At 64.4% G+C, this 18,161-nt stretch carries 19 protein-coding genes and 1 tRNA gene; 15 read left to right on the top strand and 5 right to left on the bottom strand.

What is annotated here, in order from left to right:
- Window positions 1-30: 30 nt before the first annotated feature.
- Both JQT59_RS11330 and JQT59_RS11325 read right to left on the bottom strand, forming a co-directional pair.
- Entirely contained in the window at window positions 31-792 is a 762-nt protein-coding gene (locus tag JQT59_RS11330; protein WP_213576221.1) for an SDR family NAD(P)-dependent oxidoreductase, read from the bottom strand.
- 40 nt (window positions 793-832) lie between these two features.
- Window positions 833-1,978: an acyl-CoA dehydrogenase family protein gene (locus JQT59_RS11325; RefSeq protein WP_213576220.1), complete on the bottom strand. Its 1,146-nt coding sequence runs from the start codon at window positions 1,976-1,978 to the stop codon at window positions 833-835.
- A gap of 140 nt (window positions 1,979-2,118) precedes the next feature.
- Between JQT59_RS11325 and JQT59_RS11320 the strand changes: the two genes are divergently transcribed.
- The 13 genes from JQT59_RS11320 to JQT59_RS11260 all read left to right on the top strand — a co-directional run bounded on the left by JQT59_RS11320 (window position 2,119) and on the right by JQT59_RS11260 (window position 13,333).
- Complete coding sequence (locus JQT59_RS11320) at window positions 2,119-2,718, top strand: TetR/AcrR family transcriptional regulator (RefSeq protein WP_213576219.1); 600 nt, start codon at window positions 2,119-2,121, stop codon at window positions 2,716-2,718.
- A 76-nt stretch (window positions 2,719-2,794) separates the two neighbouring features.
- The gene (locus tag JQT59_RS11315; protein WP_213576218.1) at window positions 2,795-4,120 is read left to right on the top strand and encodes an HNH endonuclease; all 1,326 of its coding nucleotides are present in this window, start codon (window positions 2,795-2,797) and stop codon (window positions 4,118-4,120) included.
- 94 nt (window positions 4,121-4,214) lie between these two features.
- On the top strand, window positions 4,215-4,550 hold the full coding sequence (locus JQT59_RS11310; protein ID WP_213576217.1) for a hypothetical protein: 336 nt from the start codon (window positions 4,215-4,217) through the stop codon (window positions 4,548-4,550).
- Window positions 4,547-5,131, top strand: coding sequence for a DUF3558 domain-containing protein (locus tag JQT59_RS11305; protein ID WP_213576216.1), 585 nt, complete (start codon window positions 4,547-4,549; stop codon window positions 5,129-5,131). The genes JQT59_RS11310 and JQT59_RS11305 overlap by 4 nt, the downstream gene beginning before the upstream one ends.
- A 3-nt stretch (window positions 5,132-5,134) precedes the next feature.
- Complete coding sequence (locus tag JQT59_RS11300) at window positions 5,135-6,487, top strand: hypothetical protein (protein ID WP_213576215.1); 1,353 nt, start codon at window positions 5,135-5,137, stop codon at window positions 6,485-6,487.
- On the top strand, window positions 6,484-7,245 hold the full coding sequence (locus JQT59_RS11295) for an ESX secretion-associated protein EspG (RefSeq protein WP_213576214.1): 762 nt from the start codon (window positions 6,484-6,486) through the stop codon (window positions 7,243-7,245). Before JQT59_RS11300 ends, JQT59_RS11295 begins: the two co-directional genes overlap by 4 nt.
- A 16-nt stretch (window positions 7,246-7,261) precedes the next feature.
- Window positions 7,262-7,735 carry a DUF309 domain-containing protein gene (locus JQT59_RS11290; RefSeq protein WP_159923662.1) on the top strand — a complete coding sequence of 158 codons (474 nt, stop codon included), beginning with the start codon at window positions 7,262-7,264 and terminating at the stop codon, window positions 7,733-7,735.
- Complete coding sequence (locus JQT59_RS11285; RefSeq protein WP_213576213.1) at window positions 7,735-8,373, top strand: LON peptidase substrate-binding domain-containing protein; 639 nt, start codon at window positions 7,735-7,737, stop codon at window positions 8,371-8,373. The genes JQT59_RS11290 and JQT59_RS11285 overlap by 1 nt, the downstream gene beginning before the upstream one ends.
- Window positions 8,374-8,434: 61 nt before the next feature.
- A tRNA-Met gene (locus JQT59_RS11280) sits at window positions 8,435-8,511 on the top strand.
- A 115-nt stretch (window positions 8,512-8,626) separates the two neighbouring features.
- Window positions 8,627-9,844 (top strand): cytochrome P450, encoded by a 1,218-nt coding sequence (locus JQT59_RS11275; protein ID WP_213576212.1) that lies wholly within the window; start codon window positions 8,627-8,629, stop codon window positions 9,842-9,844.
- Between the two features lie 83 nt (window positions 9,845-9,927).
- Window positions 9,928-11,541 carry a phytoene desaturase family protein gene (locus JQT59_RS11270; protein ID WP_213576211.1) on the top strand — a complete coding sequence of 538 codons (1,614 nt, stop codon included), beginning with the start codon at window positions 9,928-9,930 and terminating at the stop codon, window positions 11,539-11,541.
- An 87-nt stretch (window positions 11,542-11,628) separates the two neighbouring features.
- Complete coding sequence (locus JQT59_RS11265) at window positions 11,629-12,468, top strand: alpha/beta hydrolase (protein WP_213576210.1); 840 nt, start codon at window positions 11,629-11,631, stop codon at window positions 12,466-12,468.
- A 61-nt stretch (window positions 12,469-12,529) separates the two neighbouring features.
- Window positions 12,530-13,333, top strand: a complete 804-nt coding sequence (locus JQT59_RS11260; protein ID WP_213576209.1) for a transglutaminase-like domain-containing protein — start codon at window positions 12,530-12,532, stop codon at window positions 13,331-13,333.
- 3 nt (window positions 13,334-13,336) lie between these two features.
- On the opposite strand, the gene JQT59_RS11255 is transcribed toward JQT59_RS11260, so the two are convergent.
- Window positions 13,337-13,609, bottom strand: coding sequence for a MarR family transcriptional regulator (locus tag JQT59_RS11255; protein ID WP_249354343.1), 273 nt, complete (start codon window positions 13,607-13,609; stop codon window positions 13,337-13,339).
- 208 nt (window positions 13,610-13,817) lie between these two features.
- Between JQT59_RS11255 and JQT59_RS11250 the strand changes: the two genes are divergently transcribed.
- Entirely contained in the window at window positions 13,818-15,242 is a 1,425-nt protein-coding gene (locus tag JQT59_RS11250; RefSeq protein WP_249354342.1) for an MFS transporter, read from the top strand.
- A gap of 91 nt (window positions 15,243-15,333) precedes the next feature.
- On the opposite strand, the gene JQT59_RS11245 is transcribed toward JQT59_RS11250, so the two are convergent.
- Together JQT59_RS11245 and JQT59_RS11240 are read right to left on the bottom strand one after the other, a co-directional pair.
- On the bottom strand, window positions 15,334-15,858 hold the full coding sequence (locus JQT59_RS11245) for a gluconokinase (RefSeq protein WP_213576206.1): 525 nt from the start codon (window positions 15,856-15,858) through the stop codon (window positions 15,334-15,336).
- Between the two features lie 11 nt (window positions 15,859-15,869).
- Entirely contained in the window at window positions 15,870-17,264 is a 1,395-nt protein-coding gene (locus JQT59_RS11240; protein ID WP_213576205.1) for a GntP family permease, read from the bottom strand.
- Window positions 17,265-17,431: 167 nt separating this feature from the next.
- Here JQT59_RS11240 and JQT59_RS11235 point away from each other — a divergent pair, with 167 nt between their 5' ends.
- Complete coding sequence (locus JQT59_RS11235; protein WP_213576204.1) at window positions 17,432-18,157, top strand: FadR/GntR family transcriptional regulator; 726 nt, start codon at window positions 17,432-17,434, stop codon at window positions 18,155-18,157.
- Window positions 18,158-18,161: the final 4 nt, after the last annotated feature.

The following is an 18,161-nucleotide window of genomic DNA, read 5'->3' as shown; positions in this document are numbered from 1 at the left end:
CCAGCGCACCGACCCCGCCCAATCCGACGCTCAGGTGATCGTGATGCCGCCGTCCACCGCGATCGTTTGTCCCGTGACGTACGCGGCAGCGTCCGACGCCAGCCAGACCACGGTCGCAGCCAGTTCCTGCGGGTCACCGAGTCGGCCGAGCACCAGCCGCGACCGCATCGATTCGAGGTACCCGTCCTGGTACTGGTCTGTCATCTCCGTCTCGAAGAATCCGGGGGCGATCGCGTTGACGCGGATCCCCTTGCGGGCACCCCACTGCTGCGCGAGGTCGCGAGTCAAACCGATCACCCCGGCCTTGCTCGCGGCGTACGCGGCCTGGGGTAGCCCCGCGGTGGTCAACCCGAGCACGCTCGCAATGTTGACGATGGCACTGCCTGGCTTCATTGCCTTGCCGGCCGCCTGAGCCGCCCAATAGGAGCCGTTCAGGTTGATGTCGACGACCTGCCGGAACTGCTCGGGGGTTTCCCTCGTCGCGGGCACGGCGGTACCGACGCCTGCGTTGTTGATTAGCACGTCGACTCGACCGAACTGCTCCATGGCCTTGTCGATCATGTTCTGCGCTTGCGCCGGGTCCGCGATGTCCGTCGCCACACTGAGCGGCGTCCTCCCCGCAGCCCGTACCAGCTCCGCAGTCTTCTCCAGACGGTCCGTGCGCCGGGCGGCGAGCACCACATCGGCGCCCGCCTCCGCCGCAGCCTGCGCGAACGCAACCCCGAGACCCGAAGACGCACCTGTCACGACGACCACCCGGTCGGTCAAGCTGAACTTGTCGAGAACGGACATACGAAGCGACTCCTTTGTCGTCGGGCTACGGGGTACGGGCTCAGAGGCCGAGGTCGCGGCCGATCAGTTCCTTCATGATCTCGTTGGAACCGGCCCAGATCTTGGTGACACGCGCATCCATCCACGCGCGGGCGGCGCGGTATTCCGTCATGAAGCCGTATCCCCCATGGAGCTGGACACAGTGGTCGAGGACCTCGTTCTGCACCTGTGCAGTCCACCACTTCGCCTTGGCCGCGTCCACGGCAGTCAGTTCACCGGCGGCATGGGCGGCGACACAGTTGTCGACGAAAGCCTGGGTCACCTCGACGCGCGTCACCAGATCTGCAAGAAGGAACTTGTTCCACTGCAGCGATCCGATGGACTGCCCGAACGCCTTGCGCTCCTTGGCGTACTGGATCGTCTCCTCGAGGATCGGCGCTGCGTGCGCAATGTTCGAGATGGCGGCACCGACGCGTTCCTGGGGAAGCATCTCCATCATGTGGATGAAGCCGCGGTCGATCTCGCCGATGATGTTGGTGGCCGGCACCCGGACGTTCTCGAAGAACAGTTCCGCCGTATCGGCCTCGTGCTGGCCGACCTTGTCGAGCTTGCGGCCGCGCTCGAAGCCCGCCATCCCGGTCTCGACCGCGAACAGGGTGATTCCCTTGGACTTCTTCTCCGGGCTCGTGCGTGCAGCGACGATCACCAGGTCGGCGTTGTAGCCGTTGGTAATGAAGGTCTTGGAACCGTTGATGATCCAGTCGTCGCCGTCCTTGACCGCGGTGGTCTTCAGCGCAGCCAGGTCGGAACCGCCGGACGGCTCGGTCATCCCGATTGCGGTGAGCAGCTCGCCGGTGCAGAACTTCGGCAGCCAGCGCTGCTTCTGCTCCTCCGTGGTGAGCTGAACAAGGTAGGGCGCGACGACGTCGGCGTGAATCCCGAAGCTCGACGACACAGCAGCACTCGCCCGTGAGAGCTCCTCGGCGAGAACAGCGTTGAACCGGTAGTCGCCGGCTTCGCTTCCGCCGTAGGCCTCGGGGACTTCGAGTCCCAGGAGGCCGTTACGGCCGGCCTCGAGCCAGATTTCGCGGTCGATGAAGCGCTGCTCGATGAGCTTGTCTGCCACCGGCAAGATGTTGCGGTTCACGAACTCGCGGGCGGACTCGCGGAACGCCTCGTGATCGGGGCCGTACAGGGTGCGTCGCATGACCAATCCTTCTGGGTTCGAACTCTTCGCTGTGTGACACTTCGGGCATGTAAGCGTCTGCTTATTTTCTAAGCGCTTGCTTATAGTGATACTGCGACACGGTATTGTCAACCGCCGCAGAGCCGAGGATGGAGAGAGTCATGAGCGAATCACCGAGTCAGGTGATCAGCCCCTCCAAGGCTGCCGCGCGCATCCGCGCTGCTGCTGTCGACGCCTTCGCCACCAATGGGTACGGCGGGACCACTACCCGCGAGATCGCGGCCCGGCTCGACATGAGCCCGGCAGCCATGTACCCGCATTACCGGTCCAAGGAAGAATTACTGTTCGCCATCAGCTACGAGGGGCACACCGCGGCCCTCGACGTCGTGACCGGTGCCGATCTACCGGACGAGCCGCCGTCGACCCGACTGAAGGCGCTGATCGGAGCCTTCGCCAGTTGGCAGGCCACCCATCACGCCCAGGCCCGTGTCGTCCAGTACGAACTCAACGCCCTCACCCCCGAGCACTATCGCGACGTCGTCAAACTTCGACGGGACATCACCCGCATCGTCCGGGCCGTCGTCGATGCCGGTGCCGCCACCGGCGAGTTCACCGTTCCGGACGGCGAAGGCGTCACTCTGGCACTCATGTCCCTGTGCGTCGATATCTGCCGATGGTTTCCGGCCGGCGCCTATACCGAACCCCACGTCGTAGCCGACCTCTACGCAGACCTTGCCATGCGCATGGTGGCAGCCAACTGACCCTTGCTCTTGCCTCGCCCTGCGAGTACTATCGAACATAGGTTCGATTCGGGGGATTCGACGGTGGGGGCTTTCGGTGGATTCAGCAGCAGTGTCTACATTTCTGGCCGAGTTGCCGGAACTGGGCAGCGATATCGGTGATGCTGCGCGAATCGACCTACTCCGCACGTTGGAAGAACTGAAGGCCGCATGCGCGGGGGCACAGGCCCGTGTGACGGCCGACCTCGATGCCTCCATCCGCGCGTCCCGCGCCGATCAGGGAGTGCCCAGGAATCAGCAAGGGCGGGGCATCGCCAACCAAGTGGCGTTGGCACGGCGCGACTCCCCCTTTCGCGGTGGGCGCCATCTCGGAATGGCCACCGCGCTGGTCCACGAGATGCCTCGCACGCTCAGGCTGCTCGAGCAAGGAATCCTCAGCGAGTGGCGGGCCACCATCCTCGTCCGCGAAACCGCCTGTCTCACGCGAGAAGATCGCACTGCCCTCGACTTCCTGCTCTGTGCCGATTCCTCGACACTCGACGGACTCGGCGACCAAGCCGTGTGCGCCAAGGTCCGGGCTGCCGCCGCGCGGATCGATGCGGAGGCGGTAGTTCGTCGGGCACGGAAGGCCGTCTCCGATCGGCGCGTCACCTCACGACCGGCACCCGACACCATGGCCTACGTCAGCGCACTCCTGCCAGTGGCGCAGGGAGTAGCCGTACATGCCACCCTCGCCCGCGATGCCGACGCGATCCTGGCCGCAGGCGATGCGCGAACCAGGTCGCAGATCATGGCCGACCTCCTGGTCTCCCGCGTCACCGGCAGCACCACCGCTGCCGAACGGCCCGTCATCACAGTGAACCTGGTGATCTCCGACCAAGCCCTTCTCGGCGGCGGATGCGAACCCGCTCACGTGCAAGGGTACGGTCCTGTTCCCGCAGCGCTTGCCAGGCAATGGGTTTCGGACGCCGCCAGCGCCGAGTCCGAGTCGGGAGCGTTGTTGCGACGGGTGTACGCCAACCCGCAGTCGGGGGCGTTGACCGCCACGGAGTCGCAGGCACGGTGCTTCCCGACGGGACTGGCCAGGCTGATCGATCTCCGCGACAAAACTTGTCGAACGCCATGGTGTGACGCGCCGATACGACACCACGACCACATCCAGTCCCGGCATACCGGAGGCCCCACCACCGCACACAACGGTGCCGGGCTGTGTGCTGCGTGCAACTACGCCAAGCAGGGGGTCGGGTGGAACGCCAGTGCGCACCAGCCGCCCGGCAAGGCACACGAAATCGAACTGCGCACGCCCACCGGACACCGATACCGGTCAACGGCACCCCCGCTGCCCAGGCCGCTACGAATCCGCGGAACCGAGGTCACCTCCCCGATCGAGCGCCTCATCATCCACTACCTTCACGCGGCCTGAACATCAGCAAGATTTGCAATCCGACCCCAACACACGCGTGCGGTAGCATCACCGCACGCGACCGTGGGGGTCCAGTCGAGCAGGGGGATGGGGAATGAGCAACACACTGCGTCTGGATGATGACGCGATCGAAAAGTGCGTGGGGGTCTGCGACACGATGTTGGAGCAGATTGATGATGCGATCGTGCGCGTTGACGGGCTACGAGCGGTAAGTGGCTTCGGAGGATTTGAGTCCGCACAGGAACTGCAGTCCGGTTACCAGCAAAAATTCACTGGAAATAGCGAATCCGTTCGGCAACGACTGAACGATTTCCGTTACGCGATCGAACTGATGCGCGAAACATTCGCCGCTGGCGGTCAGGCATTCGGGGATGCCGACAGCACGATTGGAATAGCACTGGCCACACTCCAGGAGAGTACTGATTCATGAACCGTCCAATTCGCTGGATCGGCACGATCTCGACGGTTATCGCTCTGACTGGATGCGGAACTCCTGCGGGTCAGGAAGACTCAACTGCGGACGCGGCCTCGGCATCGACAACCACCAGAGCTCCCCGTCATATTGACAAATCGGATCGGCCACAGGTGACGTTTGATCCATGCCTCGACATACCTGACTCCGCGCTGATCGAGGCTGGTTACGACCCACGAAGCGAAAGGAACGCTGACTTCACTCCGGACGAGTACACATTCCTCGGTTGCAGCTATAAAACGCCCCAACGGCTCTACGGAATGAACGTACTTTCTGGGAACATCACTTTCGCCGAGGAGCAAGCAAAGACTAAGAATCTCGCCACGCCCATAGAGATCAACGGTCGTCGTGCTCTTCTAAAATTCGATCCCGGAATTGCCGACGCTTGTGACCTAAGCATCGAAACCGCGGACGGGTTCATGGGAATTACCCGCACCCTCTTCAAAGGCACGGGAATGCCCGCACCCGAGTCTGAGTGGTGCGCCGGCCTGGAGGACACCGCCCGCATTTTCGAACGCTACATCCCGAAGGAGGGATGACTCGTGGCACCGAAGGACGTCGTATCGGAGTTGCTCACTTCGCTGAGTCCGAACGGAGCAGGGCAGGACCGCCGATCGACCTTGCAGACCTCCGCAACTACGCTTACCGGCGATGCAGCGATCGATGATCCATACATCCGAACCATGGAGAGTTTCCACGGTATGAGCCATGAGGAGATGTACTCGCAGGTTCAATCCATGGTCCCCGACGCCATTGGCGAGCTCGCACAGGCCTGTCACGGCATCTCCAACTCGCTACCCCTCGCCTTCGGTTTCGCAATTCTCCGCAACACAATCAGCGAGAAGTGGGAGGGCGCAGCCGCCGACGCCGCGTTGCTCGCCACGGAAAAACTGGCACAGACCAGCGGTCAGCTCACCTCCAGCCTTGCCGCAATCGCGGTCAAACTGGACATCTTGAGCAGTACGGCGGCAGATGTCAAAGCCGCTGTGCCACAGCCTGATAATTCTGTTGGCATACTCAGCCAGCTCCCACTCAGTCCGCTTGCGGCGGAAAACTCGGAGACGGCGCGCGAAGCTGCGCGCCTCGAGGCTGTCCGGAAGCTGGAAGCAATCTACGTTCCGAACTATCGCGATGTTGGAACCAACGTCCCGCGATTGCCCGAGCCTTACGCCCCATCAGGCGCAGCTGCTGACGGTGCGCGAATCCTCGGCGTGGACGGCGCGGGTTCTCCGGGTGCGACTGACCGATCTGTGCTGAATGGCGACGGAGGGTTCACGTCCGGCACCGGCGACTCCCCCGCGATCGGTGATGCCGCGACGGACGGACAACATAACGCCAATGACCCGGCGGCTACGTCTGCCGCCAGTGCCGAGGGTGCCGGACAGGGCGGAGGTACTGGATCCGGATCAGCAGGTACTGCGGCCCCGACTACCGCCGCGAACAGCCAGAACGCCGGGGCGGCCGGTTCGGGTGTGGGTGGTTCCGCAAATTCCGGCGGTGTCGGCGGCTACGGCGGAGGTTCGCGGTCGGGCAGCTCCGGACCGGGTAGTGGTGGCAGTGGCGCTGGCGGATCGAGCACCCGCAAGCGCAATGACAAGCGGGACAACGAATCACAGGGAAGCTCCGTGGTATCGGGAAGCCCGATACCCCCTGGTGGTGCAGCGGCAGGAGCTGGTGCTGCGGCCGCCGCAGCTACGGCGACACCGGTGAAGCCGAGCATGAGCCGACCCGGAATGGGCATGGGTCCAGGCATGATGGGTGCCCCCGGACGGGTAGGCGGCAACGGTGATGGTGACACCGAACACCAAACCCCCAGCTACCTGATCAACGTCGACAACGGCAACGAATTGATCGGCAAACTCGACCCCGTAGCCCCACCGGTCATCGGCGCATGAACTGGCAGCTGTCCTCGGCGCAGTTCATGTCTCTCTGGGAGGCAACGAATCTCGACAGAATGCCGTACCCGTTGTTGTATCGTTCGGCGGCTGCGACCGCGGACGGGTACGCCCGCCAACAGCGCGAACTGGAAGAGTGGCGGCTCGCCCTCCGCGAGCCGGAACTCGACGCCGCGATAGCTTCCCTACGGAACCCCGACATGTCGGTTACCGTCGTCGCCCCCTCCACCGAAGCCGACTCTGGGGTACGGCGGAGGGGCAGCATCCGCGGCCCGGTTGCGGTCGTCGCCGAACAATTGCGTGGTGCCCCCGGGCGCGGAGACATACAACTCGACTTGAACACCTCCACGGACAGCGCAAACCTCGACTGGCTCACTACCCGGTTGCTGCTCGATCTTCCCGACTGCACAGCCGGACGAACCCCCTCGCTGACGGCACACCCCGACGACCTCGGCACCGGTGGCCACCGTTCCTCGGTACTCCAAAATGCTCAGGCTTCGGACGGCGCATTACTGAGGCGACTGGTCACTCGACCACGGACGGGAATCGGATACATCTGCATCCGGGGACCACGTCGGGAGCTCGACGAGCCGGTGCTCGGTGAACTGACGTGGATCGATGTGGAAACCGACGGACGATACCTCTACCACCAGCATCACGGCGTCCATCTGCGATCGGCGACCGTTGAGACCGTCCGCGAAGAGCTTGGGAAACGTCTGGGCAGTGCGCTGGCCGCACCTTCGCCGAGACGGCGCTGAGCGTTACTCTGGTCGCATGGCCGATCGGGACAGGGACGGAACAGGCAAACCCGTCAATGCGCGCCCCCGCGACGAACTCGGCCGCCCGCTGCCGCACGACGCCGAGGGTGTGCCCCGAATCCCGGATGACTTGCGGTTACCACCCGACGAGTCGATCACCGAAGCGCAACGCCTCCTGGACCACGGTATGCCCTTCCACGCCCATGAAGTTCTGGAAGGCACGTGGAAAATCGCGCCCGAGGATGAGCGGGAACTGTGGCAAGGACTGGCCCAGCTCGCCGTCGGATTGACGCATCTGATGCGCGGCAACAAGACCGGCGCCCGCTCACTTCTGCGCCAAGGTCACGACCGTATCCGGCATTACGAGGTCGAGGCACCGCACGGCCTCGACATCTCCGGACTGCTGACGTGGTCCGAACACCTCACCGATGAGATCGATCGCGTCGACCCGCTGCCGGCGACGCCCGTCCCCCGATTGCGAATCCCCTGATGCCACTGCTCCCCATGTTCCCGCTGGGATCGGCGATACTGCCCGGCCAGCAGCTGCCGTTGCACGTCTTCGAACCGCGGTACCAGGAGTTGGTTCGCGACTGCCTCGCTTCACCTGACGGCCCCCGCTTCGGTGTCGTTCTGATCGCCCGCGGCCACGAGGTGGGTGGTGGTGACGTGCGCCATGATGTCGGGACCATCGCCCGCATCGAATCCCATGCCGTTGTCGGCGACGGGCGTTACGAGCTGTTCTGCCGGACCGAAGATCGCATCAAGGTGTCGAAGTGGCTGCCCGACAATCCTTATCCGATCGCCGAGGTCGATCTGTGGCCAGACGAGAACACCGGCACACAGACCGCCGACTACGAATTTCCGGCCCTCGTCGAGCGACTCGAGTTCCTGTACGGCCTGTTGCGGCGGCTGGCGATCGCCACCGACAACGTCCCACCCGAGGTTCCCGTGGTCAGCGGTTTCCGAGGTGACCTGGGTGCGCGGCTCTACGAGCTGGCCACCTACATCCCGATGGGCGACGCCGATCGCCTCGAAATTCTCGCCGCTGCCGGCGCCGACGAACGGACCAGGGTGGTGTCCGAGGCCATCGAGAACGCCATCGAAATGGTGCAGTTCCGGCTGCTGTGATCCACCCCTCCCCGAGGGTGGTCAAGAGCGGTCCGGAGAGCGTGTACAGTAGGAAATGCAACGCGGGGTGGAGCAGCTCGGTAGCTCGCTGGGCTCATAACCCAGAGGTCGCAGGTTCAAATCCTGTCCCCGCTACCACAGAGAACGGCCCCGGAGATTTCGATCTCCGGGGCCGTTTTTGCATGCGTACGCTCATGCCGCCCCATCCTCCCGAACTAGAAACTATTCTCGACGGGGAGGCTCAGGAGGCGGCGTGCAGCTCGAAGACGTGGATCTTTACGACCCGGACACGTATGTGAACGGCGTGCCGCACGAGATGTTCGCCGCGCTTCGACGAGATGCACCGATCTATCGGCATTACGACCACAGCGGTCAACCGTTCTGGTGCGTCACCCGCCACGCAGACATCGTGGCAGTGAACCGGGATGCCACCACCTACTCGTCCTGGCGAGGCGCCACCTACATCGACGACCTCGACCCAGCGGATCTGGCCGGCCAGCAGTTGATGATGCTGAACATGGATCCGCCCGACCACACGGCATTGCGCAAAATCGTCAGCAAGGGCTTCACACCGCGGCGGATCGGTGAACTCCACGACATCCTCGCGCGCCGAGCCACCACGATCGTCGATGCGGTGATCGAACGGGGCGAATGCGACTTCGTCGTCGATGTGGCGTCAGAACTTCCGTTGCAGGCGATTGCCGACTTCCTGGGTGTACCGCAGGAGGATCGTAAGCTCATCTTCGACCTGACCAACCAGATGATCGGTTCGAGCGACCCGGAGTTCCATGGGGAGGCAGGTCAGGAGCGCGACGCCGCCGCTCAGATGTTCGCGTACAGCCAGTCGATGTTCGAGGACCGTCAGCAGCATCCGCGCGACGACATCGCGACCGCGTTGATCAAGGCCGACGTCCACGGTGAGAAACTCAGCGAACTCGATTTCAACATGTTCTTCATGCTGCTCGCGGTCGCCGGCAACGAGACGACCCGCAACGCCATCTCGCACACGCAGTTGGCCCTGATGGAACACCCCGACCAGCGCCGGAAGGTGCTCGACGACCCAGCCAAGCTCGACTCCCTCATCGAGGAGGGTCTGCGCTGGGCCACCCCGGTCATGCAGTTCCGGCGCACCGCGACCACCGACACCGTGCTCGGTGGTGTGGAGATCGCCGAGGGTGATCGAGTGGTGATCTGGCACATGTCCGGCAATCGCGACGAAGCGGTATTCGATGACCCCTATGCGTTCGACATCGACCGCTCCCCCAACCACCACGTTGCGTTCGGCGGCGGCGGTCACCATTTCTGTCTGGGCGCCAATCTCGCACGGGCCGAGATGAAGGTGATGCTCGCGGAAATTCTGCGTCGTATGCCCGACATGGAGCAGACCGAGCCCGCCCAGCGACTGCGATCCAACTTCATCAACGGCCTGAAACACCTGCCCGTCCAGTTCACGCCGGCAGCTCCTTCGTGACGGGGCACCGCGAAAACACCGCCCAGCCATAGCTATTCGACGGGCAGGCTGCGGCCTACCGGTTTTTCTGTCAGGCTGAGAGAGTGAACAACGTCGACGCAGTGGTCATCGGATCCGGCCCCAACGGCCTCGTCGCTGCCGCGACTCTGGCGGACGCAGGGTGGGATGTCGCAGTTGTCGAGGCACAGCCCACAGCTGGTGGCGCCGTGCGATCCGCGGAGCTCGTGCCCGGATACTGTTCCGACCTGTTCAGCGCCTTCTATCCGCTGTCCGCGGTCTCCCCTGCGATCCGCGGGCTCGACCTCGAGGCGCACGGGCTGCGGTGGAGTTACGCGCCCAAAGCCCTCGGACACGCCCGGTCGGCGGACGACGAGGATGCGCCCGTCATTCATCCGGATCCCGCGGACACCGCCGCGGATCTCGAACGCAGGCAGCCCGGTGACGGTGACGCGTGGATGCAGCTGGTCGAGCAATGGCACGACATCAAGGACCCGTTGATCAACACCTTGTTCAGCCCGTTCCCGCCCGTGCGCGGCCCGGGTCGTCTGCTGCGGCAGCTGGGCACTGCGGACACTCTGCGGCTGGCTCGGTTCCTCCTCCTTCCTGCCCGGCGGATGGCTCACGAGCTGTTCCGCAGCGAGGCTGCCCGCGTGCTGCTGCTCGGCAACGCGATGCACGCCGACGTTCCGCCCGACTCGGCCGGCAGCGGCGTCATGGGCTACATCCTGACGATGCTCGCCCAGGACCACGGCTATCCCGTGCCGATGGGTGGGGCGGGTGAGCTGGCAGCCGCCATGGTGCGGCGAGGAGAACGCGCCGGGGCGCAGTATCACTACAACGACGCCGTCACCGCCATCGACGTGCGCGCCGGGCGCGCCGTCGGCGTGCGAACGGCGTCGGGTGCACACTTCCTCGCACGCCGGGCTGTGGTCGCCGATGTCTCGGCACCGGCCCTCTACGGATCACTGCTCCCGGACGCCGCCGTCTCGTCTCGGCTGCGCGACGATCTCCGGCACTTCGAATGGGACACACCGGTCGTCAAGGTGAATTATGCTCTCTCACAAAAGATTCCTTGGCGTTCCGCCAGCCTTGCCGGGGCGGGCACCGTCCATCTCGGGGCCGGCGACGACGGACTCGTGCATTGGATGGCCGATCTGACCACCGGAATCGTTCCCGAGATTCCGTTCCTGCTGTTCGGTCAGATGACCACCTCGGATCCGACGAGATCACCAGAAGGCACCGAAAGTGCGTGGGCATACACGCATCTTCCGCGCGGCGTCAGCGACGACGCGTCCGCCGAACTGCTGGCACAGCGGGTGGACGACGTGCTCGAGGCGCACGCGCCCGGGTTCAAGGACATCGTCGTCGGGCGCGTCGTGCAGCGACCCTCCGATTTGGAGGCGTCCAATGCCAACCTCGTCGGGGGCGCCGTGAACGGCGGGACTGCGCAGCTCCACCAGCAGCTGGTGTTTCGGCCAGGACCGGGCAATGCCCGCGCAGAGACGCCGATCAGCGGTCTCTACCTGGGCAGTTCCTCGGCTCACCCGGGCGGTGGCGTCCACGGCGTCTGCGGGCTGAATGCCGCCCACGCCGCGCTGAGCGCGGACGGTCCGCGCGGTTGGCTGCGACGGCGCACCTCGACCAGTGTCATCGACCTCTTGTCGAAGGGACCGAAAGGGAAACCCTTCGAGAAATGATCCCGCGCGTCCCGTGATTCACGCCTTGCCGAGCCCCCTTACCGTGCGATGATCTGAGTCGTCGAACTGGGACAACGAAGGGGCGTCATGCACCATCGAGAATCATCCTTCGCCGGTGTCGGTGGAGTCCGCATCGCCTACGACGTGTGGCTCCCGGACCGTCGCCCTCGCGGCGTGCTGGTCCTGTGCCACGGATTCGGCGAGCATGCCCGGCGCTACGACCACGTGATCGAGCGGCTCGGCGAACTCGACCTCGCGATCTACACTCCCGACCATCGTGGCCACGGTCGATCGGGTGGCAAGCGAGTTCATCTGCGAGATTGGACCGAGTTCACCGACGACCTGCACCAGTTGTTCGGTATTGCGTCCACCGACTGGCCCGGCACCGATCGTTTCCTCCTGGGCCACAGCATGGGAGGTGCCATCGCCCTGTCCTACGCGCTCGATCATCAGCAGGACTTGAAGGCCTTGATGCTGTCGGGGCCCGCCGTCGACATCACCAGCGGGACGCCGCGGGTGGTCGTCGAGATCGGCAAGCTCGTGGGCCGGTTCCTTCCCGGGCTGCCGGTGGAGTCACTCGACGCGAAACTCATTTCCCGCAATCCGGCTGTGGTGTCGGCCTACGAGGATGATCCGCTGGTGCATCACGGGAAGGTTCCAGCCGGCATCGCCCGCGGCATGATCGTCACCGCCGAGAAGCTGCCCGAGCGGCTGCCATCGTTGACCATCCCGCTCCTGCTCCAGCACGGCAAGGAGGACGGACTCGCCAGCGTCCGTGGTACCGAACTGATTGCCGAGTACGCCGGTTCCCCGGATCTGACGGTCGAGATCTACGAAAACCTCTACCACGAGGTGTACAACGAACCTGAGAACGAAGAGGTTCTCGACGACCTCGTGAACTGGTTGCGTCCCCGCGTTCAGAGCTGATCGCGCGCGTCCGCGGCAGGGGTGCACTGCACACCCGTTCGGAGGATGTCAGGATGGGCGGATGAAACGTCACGTCTCCGCCACTCTCGACATCGAGGTCACCGACGCCACCAGTCTCGAGTTCAAGATTGCGGTGGCGCGGAATCCGGCCTCCGAATTGTCGGAGTCGCTGACGTTCACCCTCGACGGCGACCGTATCGATGCACGGGAGATCTTGGCAGAGCACGGTACTCGCGTGCACCTGCTCGAGGTAGCGCCGGGATCACTGCACGTCGAGTACTCGGCTTCCGTTGCGGGCAAGGGTGACCCGCCGCCGGTCACCGACTACGACATCTCGAAGTACCTGCGGCCCAGTCGATATGCCGAGGCGGACAAGTTCTTCGGATTCACCGGTGGCGAGTTCGATCTATCCAAGCCGAGGGCCGAACTCGTGCAGGACATCACGAACTGGGTGGGGTCACGGTTGCTGTACCAAGGTGGATCGAGCAGATCCACCGACAGCGCGGTAGACACCATGCTTTCCGGCGCTGGGGTATGCCGTGACTTCGCACACCTCACCGTGGCGCTTCTGCGCGCCGTCACCATTCCTGCCCGCCTCGTGGCGGTGTACGCACCGGGGTGTGATCCGATGGATTTTCATGCCGTGGTCGAGGCGTTCGTCGACGAGCAATGGCGGGTGGTCGACCCAACGCAACTTGCCCCACGCGAGTCCCTGATGCGGATCGCGACGGGTCGCGACGCCGCCGACACGGCGTTTCTCGACAATCACGGCGGGGCCATCACTCTCGAGAACACGGTTGTCACCGCCGTGGTGGACGGCGAATTCCCCTCCGACGACTACCGCACTCCGACGTCACTCACCTGACGGTCAGGTTGCGTCCGAGAGCTTTTCGTTGAGAACGGCCAACTGAATCTTCTTGGCGTCGGCGTGCACCTGACGCCCGTGTTCGGTGACGTCCACGAACACGCCCCTCCGATCTGCTTCACACAAGGAACGGGCGACGAGGCCGGCTTTCTCGAGTCTGGCCACGCTGCGGGACAACGCGCTGGCGCTGAGGTACATCTCTGCGGCCAGGTCCTGCATGCGCGGCCGGTCACATGTGGCGTCCATGAGGCGGTCGAGCGTCTCGAAATCACTCATGCTCAAGCTGTGAGCGTGTTGCATCTCACGGTCCAACTCGCAGGCTATGTCGTTGTACCTGCTTGCAAGCAGCCTCCACGTGTCGCGCAGGTCTGCATTCGATCCCATGTCCGCATCCTAGCGCGGGATCGAATTAGATGCAAAGGAATTAAATGCAGGAGAAATTAGTGCTTGCGCATTGATTGCATGTGCATCTACATTCCCTTCTGTGACTATCCTCGAGACCACCCCGCCGACCGAGCAGACCTGGACTCCCCGCCTCTGGGGCATCCTCGCCGTGCTGTGCCTCGTAATGTTTCTCGACGGTCTGGACGTGTCGATGGTGGGCGTCGCGCTGCCCTCCATCGGCACCGAATTAGGACTGTCGACCACCTCGCTGCAATGGATCATCAACGGCTACGTCCTGGGATTCGGCGGACTGCTGTTACTCGGTGGCCGCACCGCCGACCTGCTCGGGCGGCGTCGGGTGTTCCTGATCGCCCTCACCGTGTTCGCAATCGCGTCCCTGGTCGGCGGTCTCGTCGACAACGGCACGCTGCTCATCGCCAGCCGCTTCGTCAAGGGACTCGCCGCGGCGTTCACCGCGCCTACCGCGATGTCGATCCTCACGACGACGTTCAAGGAGGGCCCGGCGCGCAACCGGGCGTTGTCGATCTTCTCGGTGTTCGGAGCAAGCGGCTACTCGTCCGGGCTGATCCTGGGTGGCCTCCTGACCAGCGCCGGCTGGCGTTGGACCTTTCTCATGCCCGTGCCGTTCGCAGTTCTCGCACTGGTGGCCGGCACCATCCTGATTCCACGCGACCGAGCAGCCGACACGGGCGGGCACGACGTGGTCGGAGCAGCGACACTGGTGTCCGGGATGTTGCTCACCGTGTACACCGTCGTATCGGCGCCGGCGCGCGGATGGTCGGAACCGCTCACTCTGGGGTCCTTCGCGCTGGCCGCAGCACTTCTCGCATCGTTCTTCGTGGTGGAGCAGCGGGTGGCACATCCACTGGTGCGGCTGAGCATCCTGCGGGTGGGAACGATCGTTCGGGCCAACCTCAGCATCGTCGCGCTGTTCGGCTCCTACTTGAGCTTCCAGTTCATGATGACGATCTTCTTGCAGTCGGTACTGGGCTGGTCGCCCCTGGAAATGGCCCTGGGCCTGCTCCCCGCCGGCGTGATCGTCGCCTTCGGATCGCCGTTCGTCGGACGGCTCATCGATGCGTTCGGCACGGCACGCATGATCATCGCCGCGCTGACGTCCCTGAGCCTGGGCTACCTGTGGTTCCTCTTCGCCGGTAGTGACGATCCGAACTACGTTTTCGCCATCCTGCCCAGTGTGATTCTGCTGGGGGTGGGATTCGCCTTCGGATTCACGTCGATCATGGCCCAGGCCACGTCGGGCGTCGACGACTCCGAGCAGGGCCTGGCGTCGGGACTGGTGCAGACCTCTGCACAGGTGGGTGCCGCACTCGTTCTGGCACTCACGACTGCGCTGGTCACCGCCGGCTCACATGCCGCGACCAGCATCAGCGGTACCGGCTTCCACCAGTTCCATTCGGGTCTGGTACTTGTCACCGGGGTCGCGCTGGCCGGCCTCCTGGTCACTGTCTCACCGTTGCTTCGCCGAGTAATCAACCCGGCGTAGCGGATTGGAGGCGGCGTTCGGCTCAGGCCGAGCGCTGCCCTCGATCGCGACAGTGCCCGGGCCGCAAAGTCGGTCGAGTCCGTTCGGCTGTTCAGCTCTCCAAACGGCGCTCGAGCTGCGCAATGATGTCGGCGGCCACCTCGGTGGGCGAACCACCCACGTCCACGACGATGGCGTTCTCGTCCGGTTCGATCGGCTCGAGCGTCGAAATCTGCGTGTCGAGAAGCGAAGCCGGCATGAAATGGTCGAGCCGGGTGGTCAGTCGCTGCCCGATCTGTTCTCTCGATCCGGCGAGATGGACGAACACGACCTGATCGCCGCGCAGCACGTCACGATAGCTGCGCTTGAGGGCCGAGCACGTGATGATTCCCGGGAGACCCTTGTCGGTGTGGTCCTTGATCCAGGCCGCGATCAGGTCGAGCCACGGCCACCGGTCTTCGTCGGTCAACGGCTGCCCGGACGCCATCTTCGCGACATTCGCCTGCGGATGCAGGGCGTCACCCTCCTGCAGGTCCCATCCCATGGCGCCGGCGATAATTCCGGCCACCGTGGACTTCCCCGACCCGGACACACCCATCAGTACCAGTACCGGAATTGTCTTGTCGTTACGCGTCATTGGTCTGTCCCTCAGATGAATGCGCTCAGCGCGAGGACACCGGCCAGGCCGGTCACGGAAATGATGCACTCCATCACCGTCCATGTCTTCAGGTTCTGAACCACGGTGACTCCCAGATACTCCTTGACGAGCCAGAAGCCGGCGTCGTTGACGTGGGAAAGGAAGAGTGATCCGGAGCCGATGGCGAGAACCATCAACGACACGTGAGTGGACGTCAGTTCGGCAGCGACCGGGGCGAGAATCCCGGATGCGGTGACGGTCGCGACGGTGGCCGAGCCCGTGGCGACACGGATCAATACCGCGACCAGCCAGGCGAGGAACAGCACCGGAAGGGCGCTGCCCTTGATGGCCTCGGCGATCACATCGGCGATACCCGTGTCGATGAGAACCTGCTTGAATCCGCCGCCCGCTCCGACGATGAGGAGGATTCCCGCGATCGGGGGCAGCGAACTCTCGAGCGACGACGCAATGGCCTTGCGGTCCATACCGCCACCGCGGCCGAGCAGCGCCATCCCGGCGAGCACGGCCAGACCGAGGGCGACGACCGGGGTTCCGAGGAAGTCGAGCAGGTTCTTGGCGGCGGCCTCCGAATCGGGGGCGATGACGTCGGCGATGGCCTTACCCAGCATCAGGACGACGGGCAGCAGGATGGCGGCGAGGGTCGCCGCGAAACCGGGGCGTTGACGCTCGGCGGCTGCCTCGGCACCCTCGAGGTCCTCGGTGGTGACATACAGCTCGGGTACCGGCACGTCCACCCAGCGCGCCGCCAGCTTGCTGAAAAGCGGGCCGGCCACGATCACGGTCGGAATCGCCACGACAACACCGAGCGCGAGGGTGAGCCCCAGATTGGCGTTGAGGGCCGACACCGCGACGAGTGGTCCGGGGTGCGGTGGGACGAGGCCGTGCATGGCCGACAAACCGGCGAGGGTGGGGATGGCGATGCGCATCAACGACAGGCCCGACCGTCGAGCTACCAAGATGATCACCGGCATCAGCAGCACGAGGCCGATCTCGAAGAACATCGGCAATCCGATGACCGCGCCGACCAGAGCCATCATCCAGGGCAGTGTGCGTGGTCCGGAACGTCCGACGAGCGTGTCGACCACCCGATCTGCGCCACCGGAGTCGGCAAGCAATTTTCCGAACATTGCGCCGAACCCGATGAGGATGCCGACGCTTCCCATCGTCGCGCCGAAGCCCTCCACGAAGGCGGCCACCGAGTCCGTGGCTCCGAGCCCGGCGGCGATACCGACACCGACGGCACCGATCGCCAACGCGAGAAAGGGATGCAGCTTGAGCCAGGTGATCATCGCGATGATGGCGGCGACGCCGACGACGGCGGCCGTGATCAAGCGCGCGTCATGACCGGCGCTGTCCGCGGCGGCGAGTAGTGAAGCGGTACCCATCTGTTGCTCCCGGGTTATCGGTGGTGGACTCGGCCCATGTTCGTGATGCCCGTCACTTTGCCTCATAAATCCTACGATTACAAGATGTCTAGTGATTACGTAGTACTTAGAAGCGAAGTTGGGCGTCAATGTGTGTTCAGGGCGGGCGACCATGGGAGCATCGGCGAATGACCAACTCAGACGCCGTCGAGTACCGGCAATTGCACGAGACGGTGCTCGACCGGTTGGGAAGCGACATCGTGGCGGGTGTCGTCGCGCCTGGCACCCGCATCTCGGCCGACGACGTGGTGACGCAGTACTCCGTCTCTCGCACCGTGGTCCGGGAAGTGGTGCGCGTCCTCGAATCTTTGGGACTTCTCGCGGTGCGGCGCAGAGTAGGCATCACCGTCCTCGGCGAGGACCACTGGAACTCCCTCGACCCCAGCGTCATTCGATGGAAGCTGGCAGGGCCACAGCGCTTCGAGCAGCTGTCCAGCCTGAGCGAGTTGCGGTCGGGTATCGAGCCTCTCGCGGCCCGTCTCGCAGCAGAGCGCGCCACACCGGAACAGTGTGGCGCGCTGACAGCGGCAGTAATCGGCATGGCGTCCACCGCCCGGGCTGCGGACACCGACGCCTATCTCGGCCACGACTCCGACTTTCACCGGACGTTGCTGGCCGCCTCGGGCAATCCCTTACTGAGGGCGATGTCGCAGATCGTGGTGGAGGTTCTCGAGGGCAGGACCCGGCATTCGCTCATGCCGCACGTCGCCGAAGACGAGGCCATTGCGCTCCACGGCGTCGTCGCTTCGTCCGTTCAGAGGGGCGATGCGGCTGCCGCGGAGGCGGCCATGCGGGCGATCGTCACCGAATCCGCCACCGCGATCGAAGAACTGAAGGACGACGCCGAGAGCTGAATAT

Source organism: Rhodococcus sp. USK13, assembly GCF_018343855.1.
Taxonomy (GTDB): domain Bacteria; phylum Actinomycetota; class Actinomycetes; order Mycobacteriales; family Mycobacteriaceae; genus Rhodococcus_F; species Rhodococcus_F oxybenzonivorans.
Note: the sequence above shows the minus strand (reverse complement) of the source record. Positions and strands in the feature narration are given on the sequence as shown.

Bases quoted from the DNA above. Each gene is read 5' to 3' on its own strand.
- JQT59_RS11330 (WP_213576221.1), bottom strand. From the start codon at position 792: ATGTCCGTTCTCGACAAGTTCAGCTTGACCGACCGGGTGGTCGTCGTG.
- JQT59_RS11325 (WP_213576220.1), bottom strand. From the start codon at position 1,978: ATGCGACGCACCCTGTACGGCCCCGATCACGAGGCGTTCCGCGAGTCC.
- JQT59_RS11320 (WP_213576219.1), top strand. From the start codon at position 2,119: ATGAGCGAATCACCGAGTCAGGTGATCAGCCCCTCCAAGGCTGCCGCG.
- JQT59_RS11310 (WP_213576217.1), top strand. From the start codon at position 4,215: ATGAGCAACACACTGCGTCTGGATGATGACGCGATCGAAAAGTGCGTG.
- JQT59_RS11305 (WP_213576216.1), top strand. From the start codon at position 4,547: ATGAACCGTCCAATTCGCTGGATCGGCACGATCTCGACGGTTATCGCT.
- JQT59_RS11295 (WP_213576214.1), top strand. From the start codon at position 6,484: ATGAACTGGCAGCTGTCCTCGGCGCAGTTCATGTCTCTCTGGGAGGCA.
- JQT59_RS11290 (WP_159923662.1), top strand. From the start codon at position 7,262: ATGGCCGATCGGGACAGGGACGGAACAGGCAAACCCGTCAATGCGCGC.
- JQT59_RS11285 (WP_213576213.1), top strand. From the start codon at position 7,735: ATGCCACTGCTCCCCATGTTCCCGCTGGGATCGGCGATACTGCCCGGC.
- JQT59_RS11265 (WP_213576210.1), top strand. From the start codon at position 11,629: ATGCACCATCGAGAATCATCCTTCGCCGGTGTCGGTGGAGTCCGCATC.
- JQT59_RS11260 (WP_213576209.1), top strand. From the start codon at position 12,530: ATGAAACGTCACGTCTCCGCCACTCTCGACATCGAGGTCACCGACGCC.
- JQT59_RS11255 (WP_249354343.1), bottom strand. From the start codon at position 13,609: ATGAGTGATTTCGAGACGCTCGACCGCCTCATGGACGCCACATGTGAC.
- JQT59_RS11245 (WP_213576206.1), bottom strand. From the start codon at position 15,858: ATGACGCGTAACGACAAGACAATTCCGGTACTGGTACTGATGGGTGTG.
- JQT59_RS11240 (WP_213576205.1), bottom strand. From the start codon at position 17,264: ATGGGTACCGCTTCACTACTCGCCGCCGCGGACAGCGCCGGTCATGAC.
- JQT59_RS11235 (WP_213576204.1), top strand. From the start codon at position 17,432: ATGACCAACTCAGACGCCGTCGAGTACCGGCAATTGCACGAGACGGTG.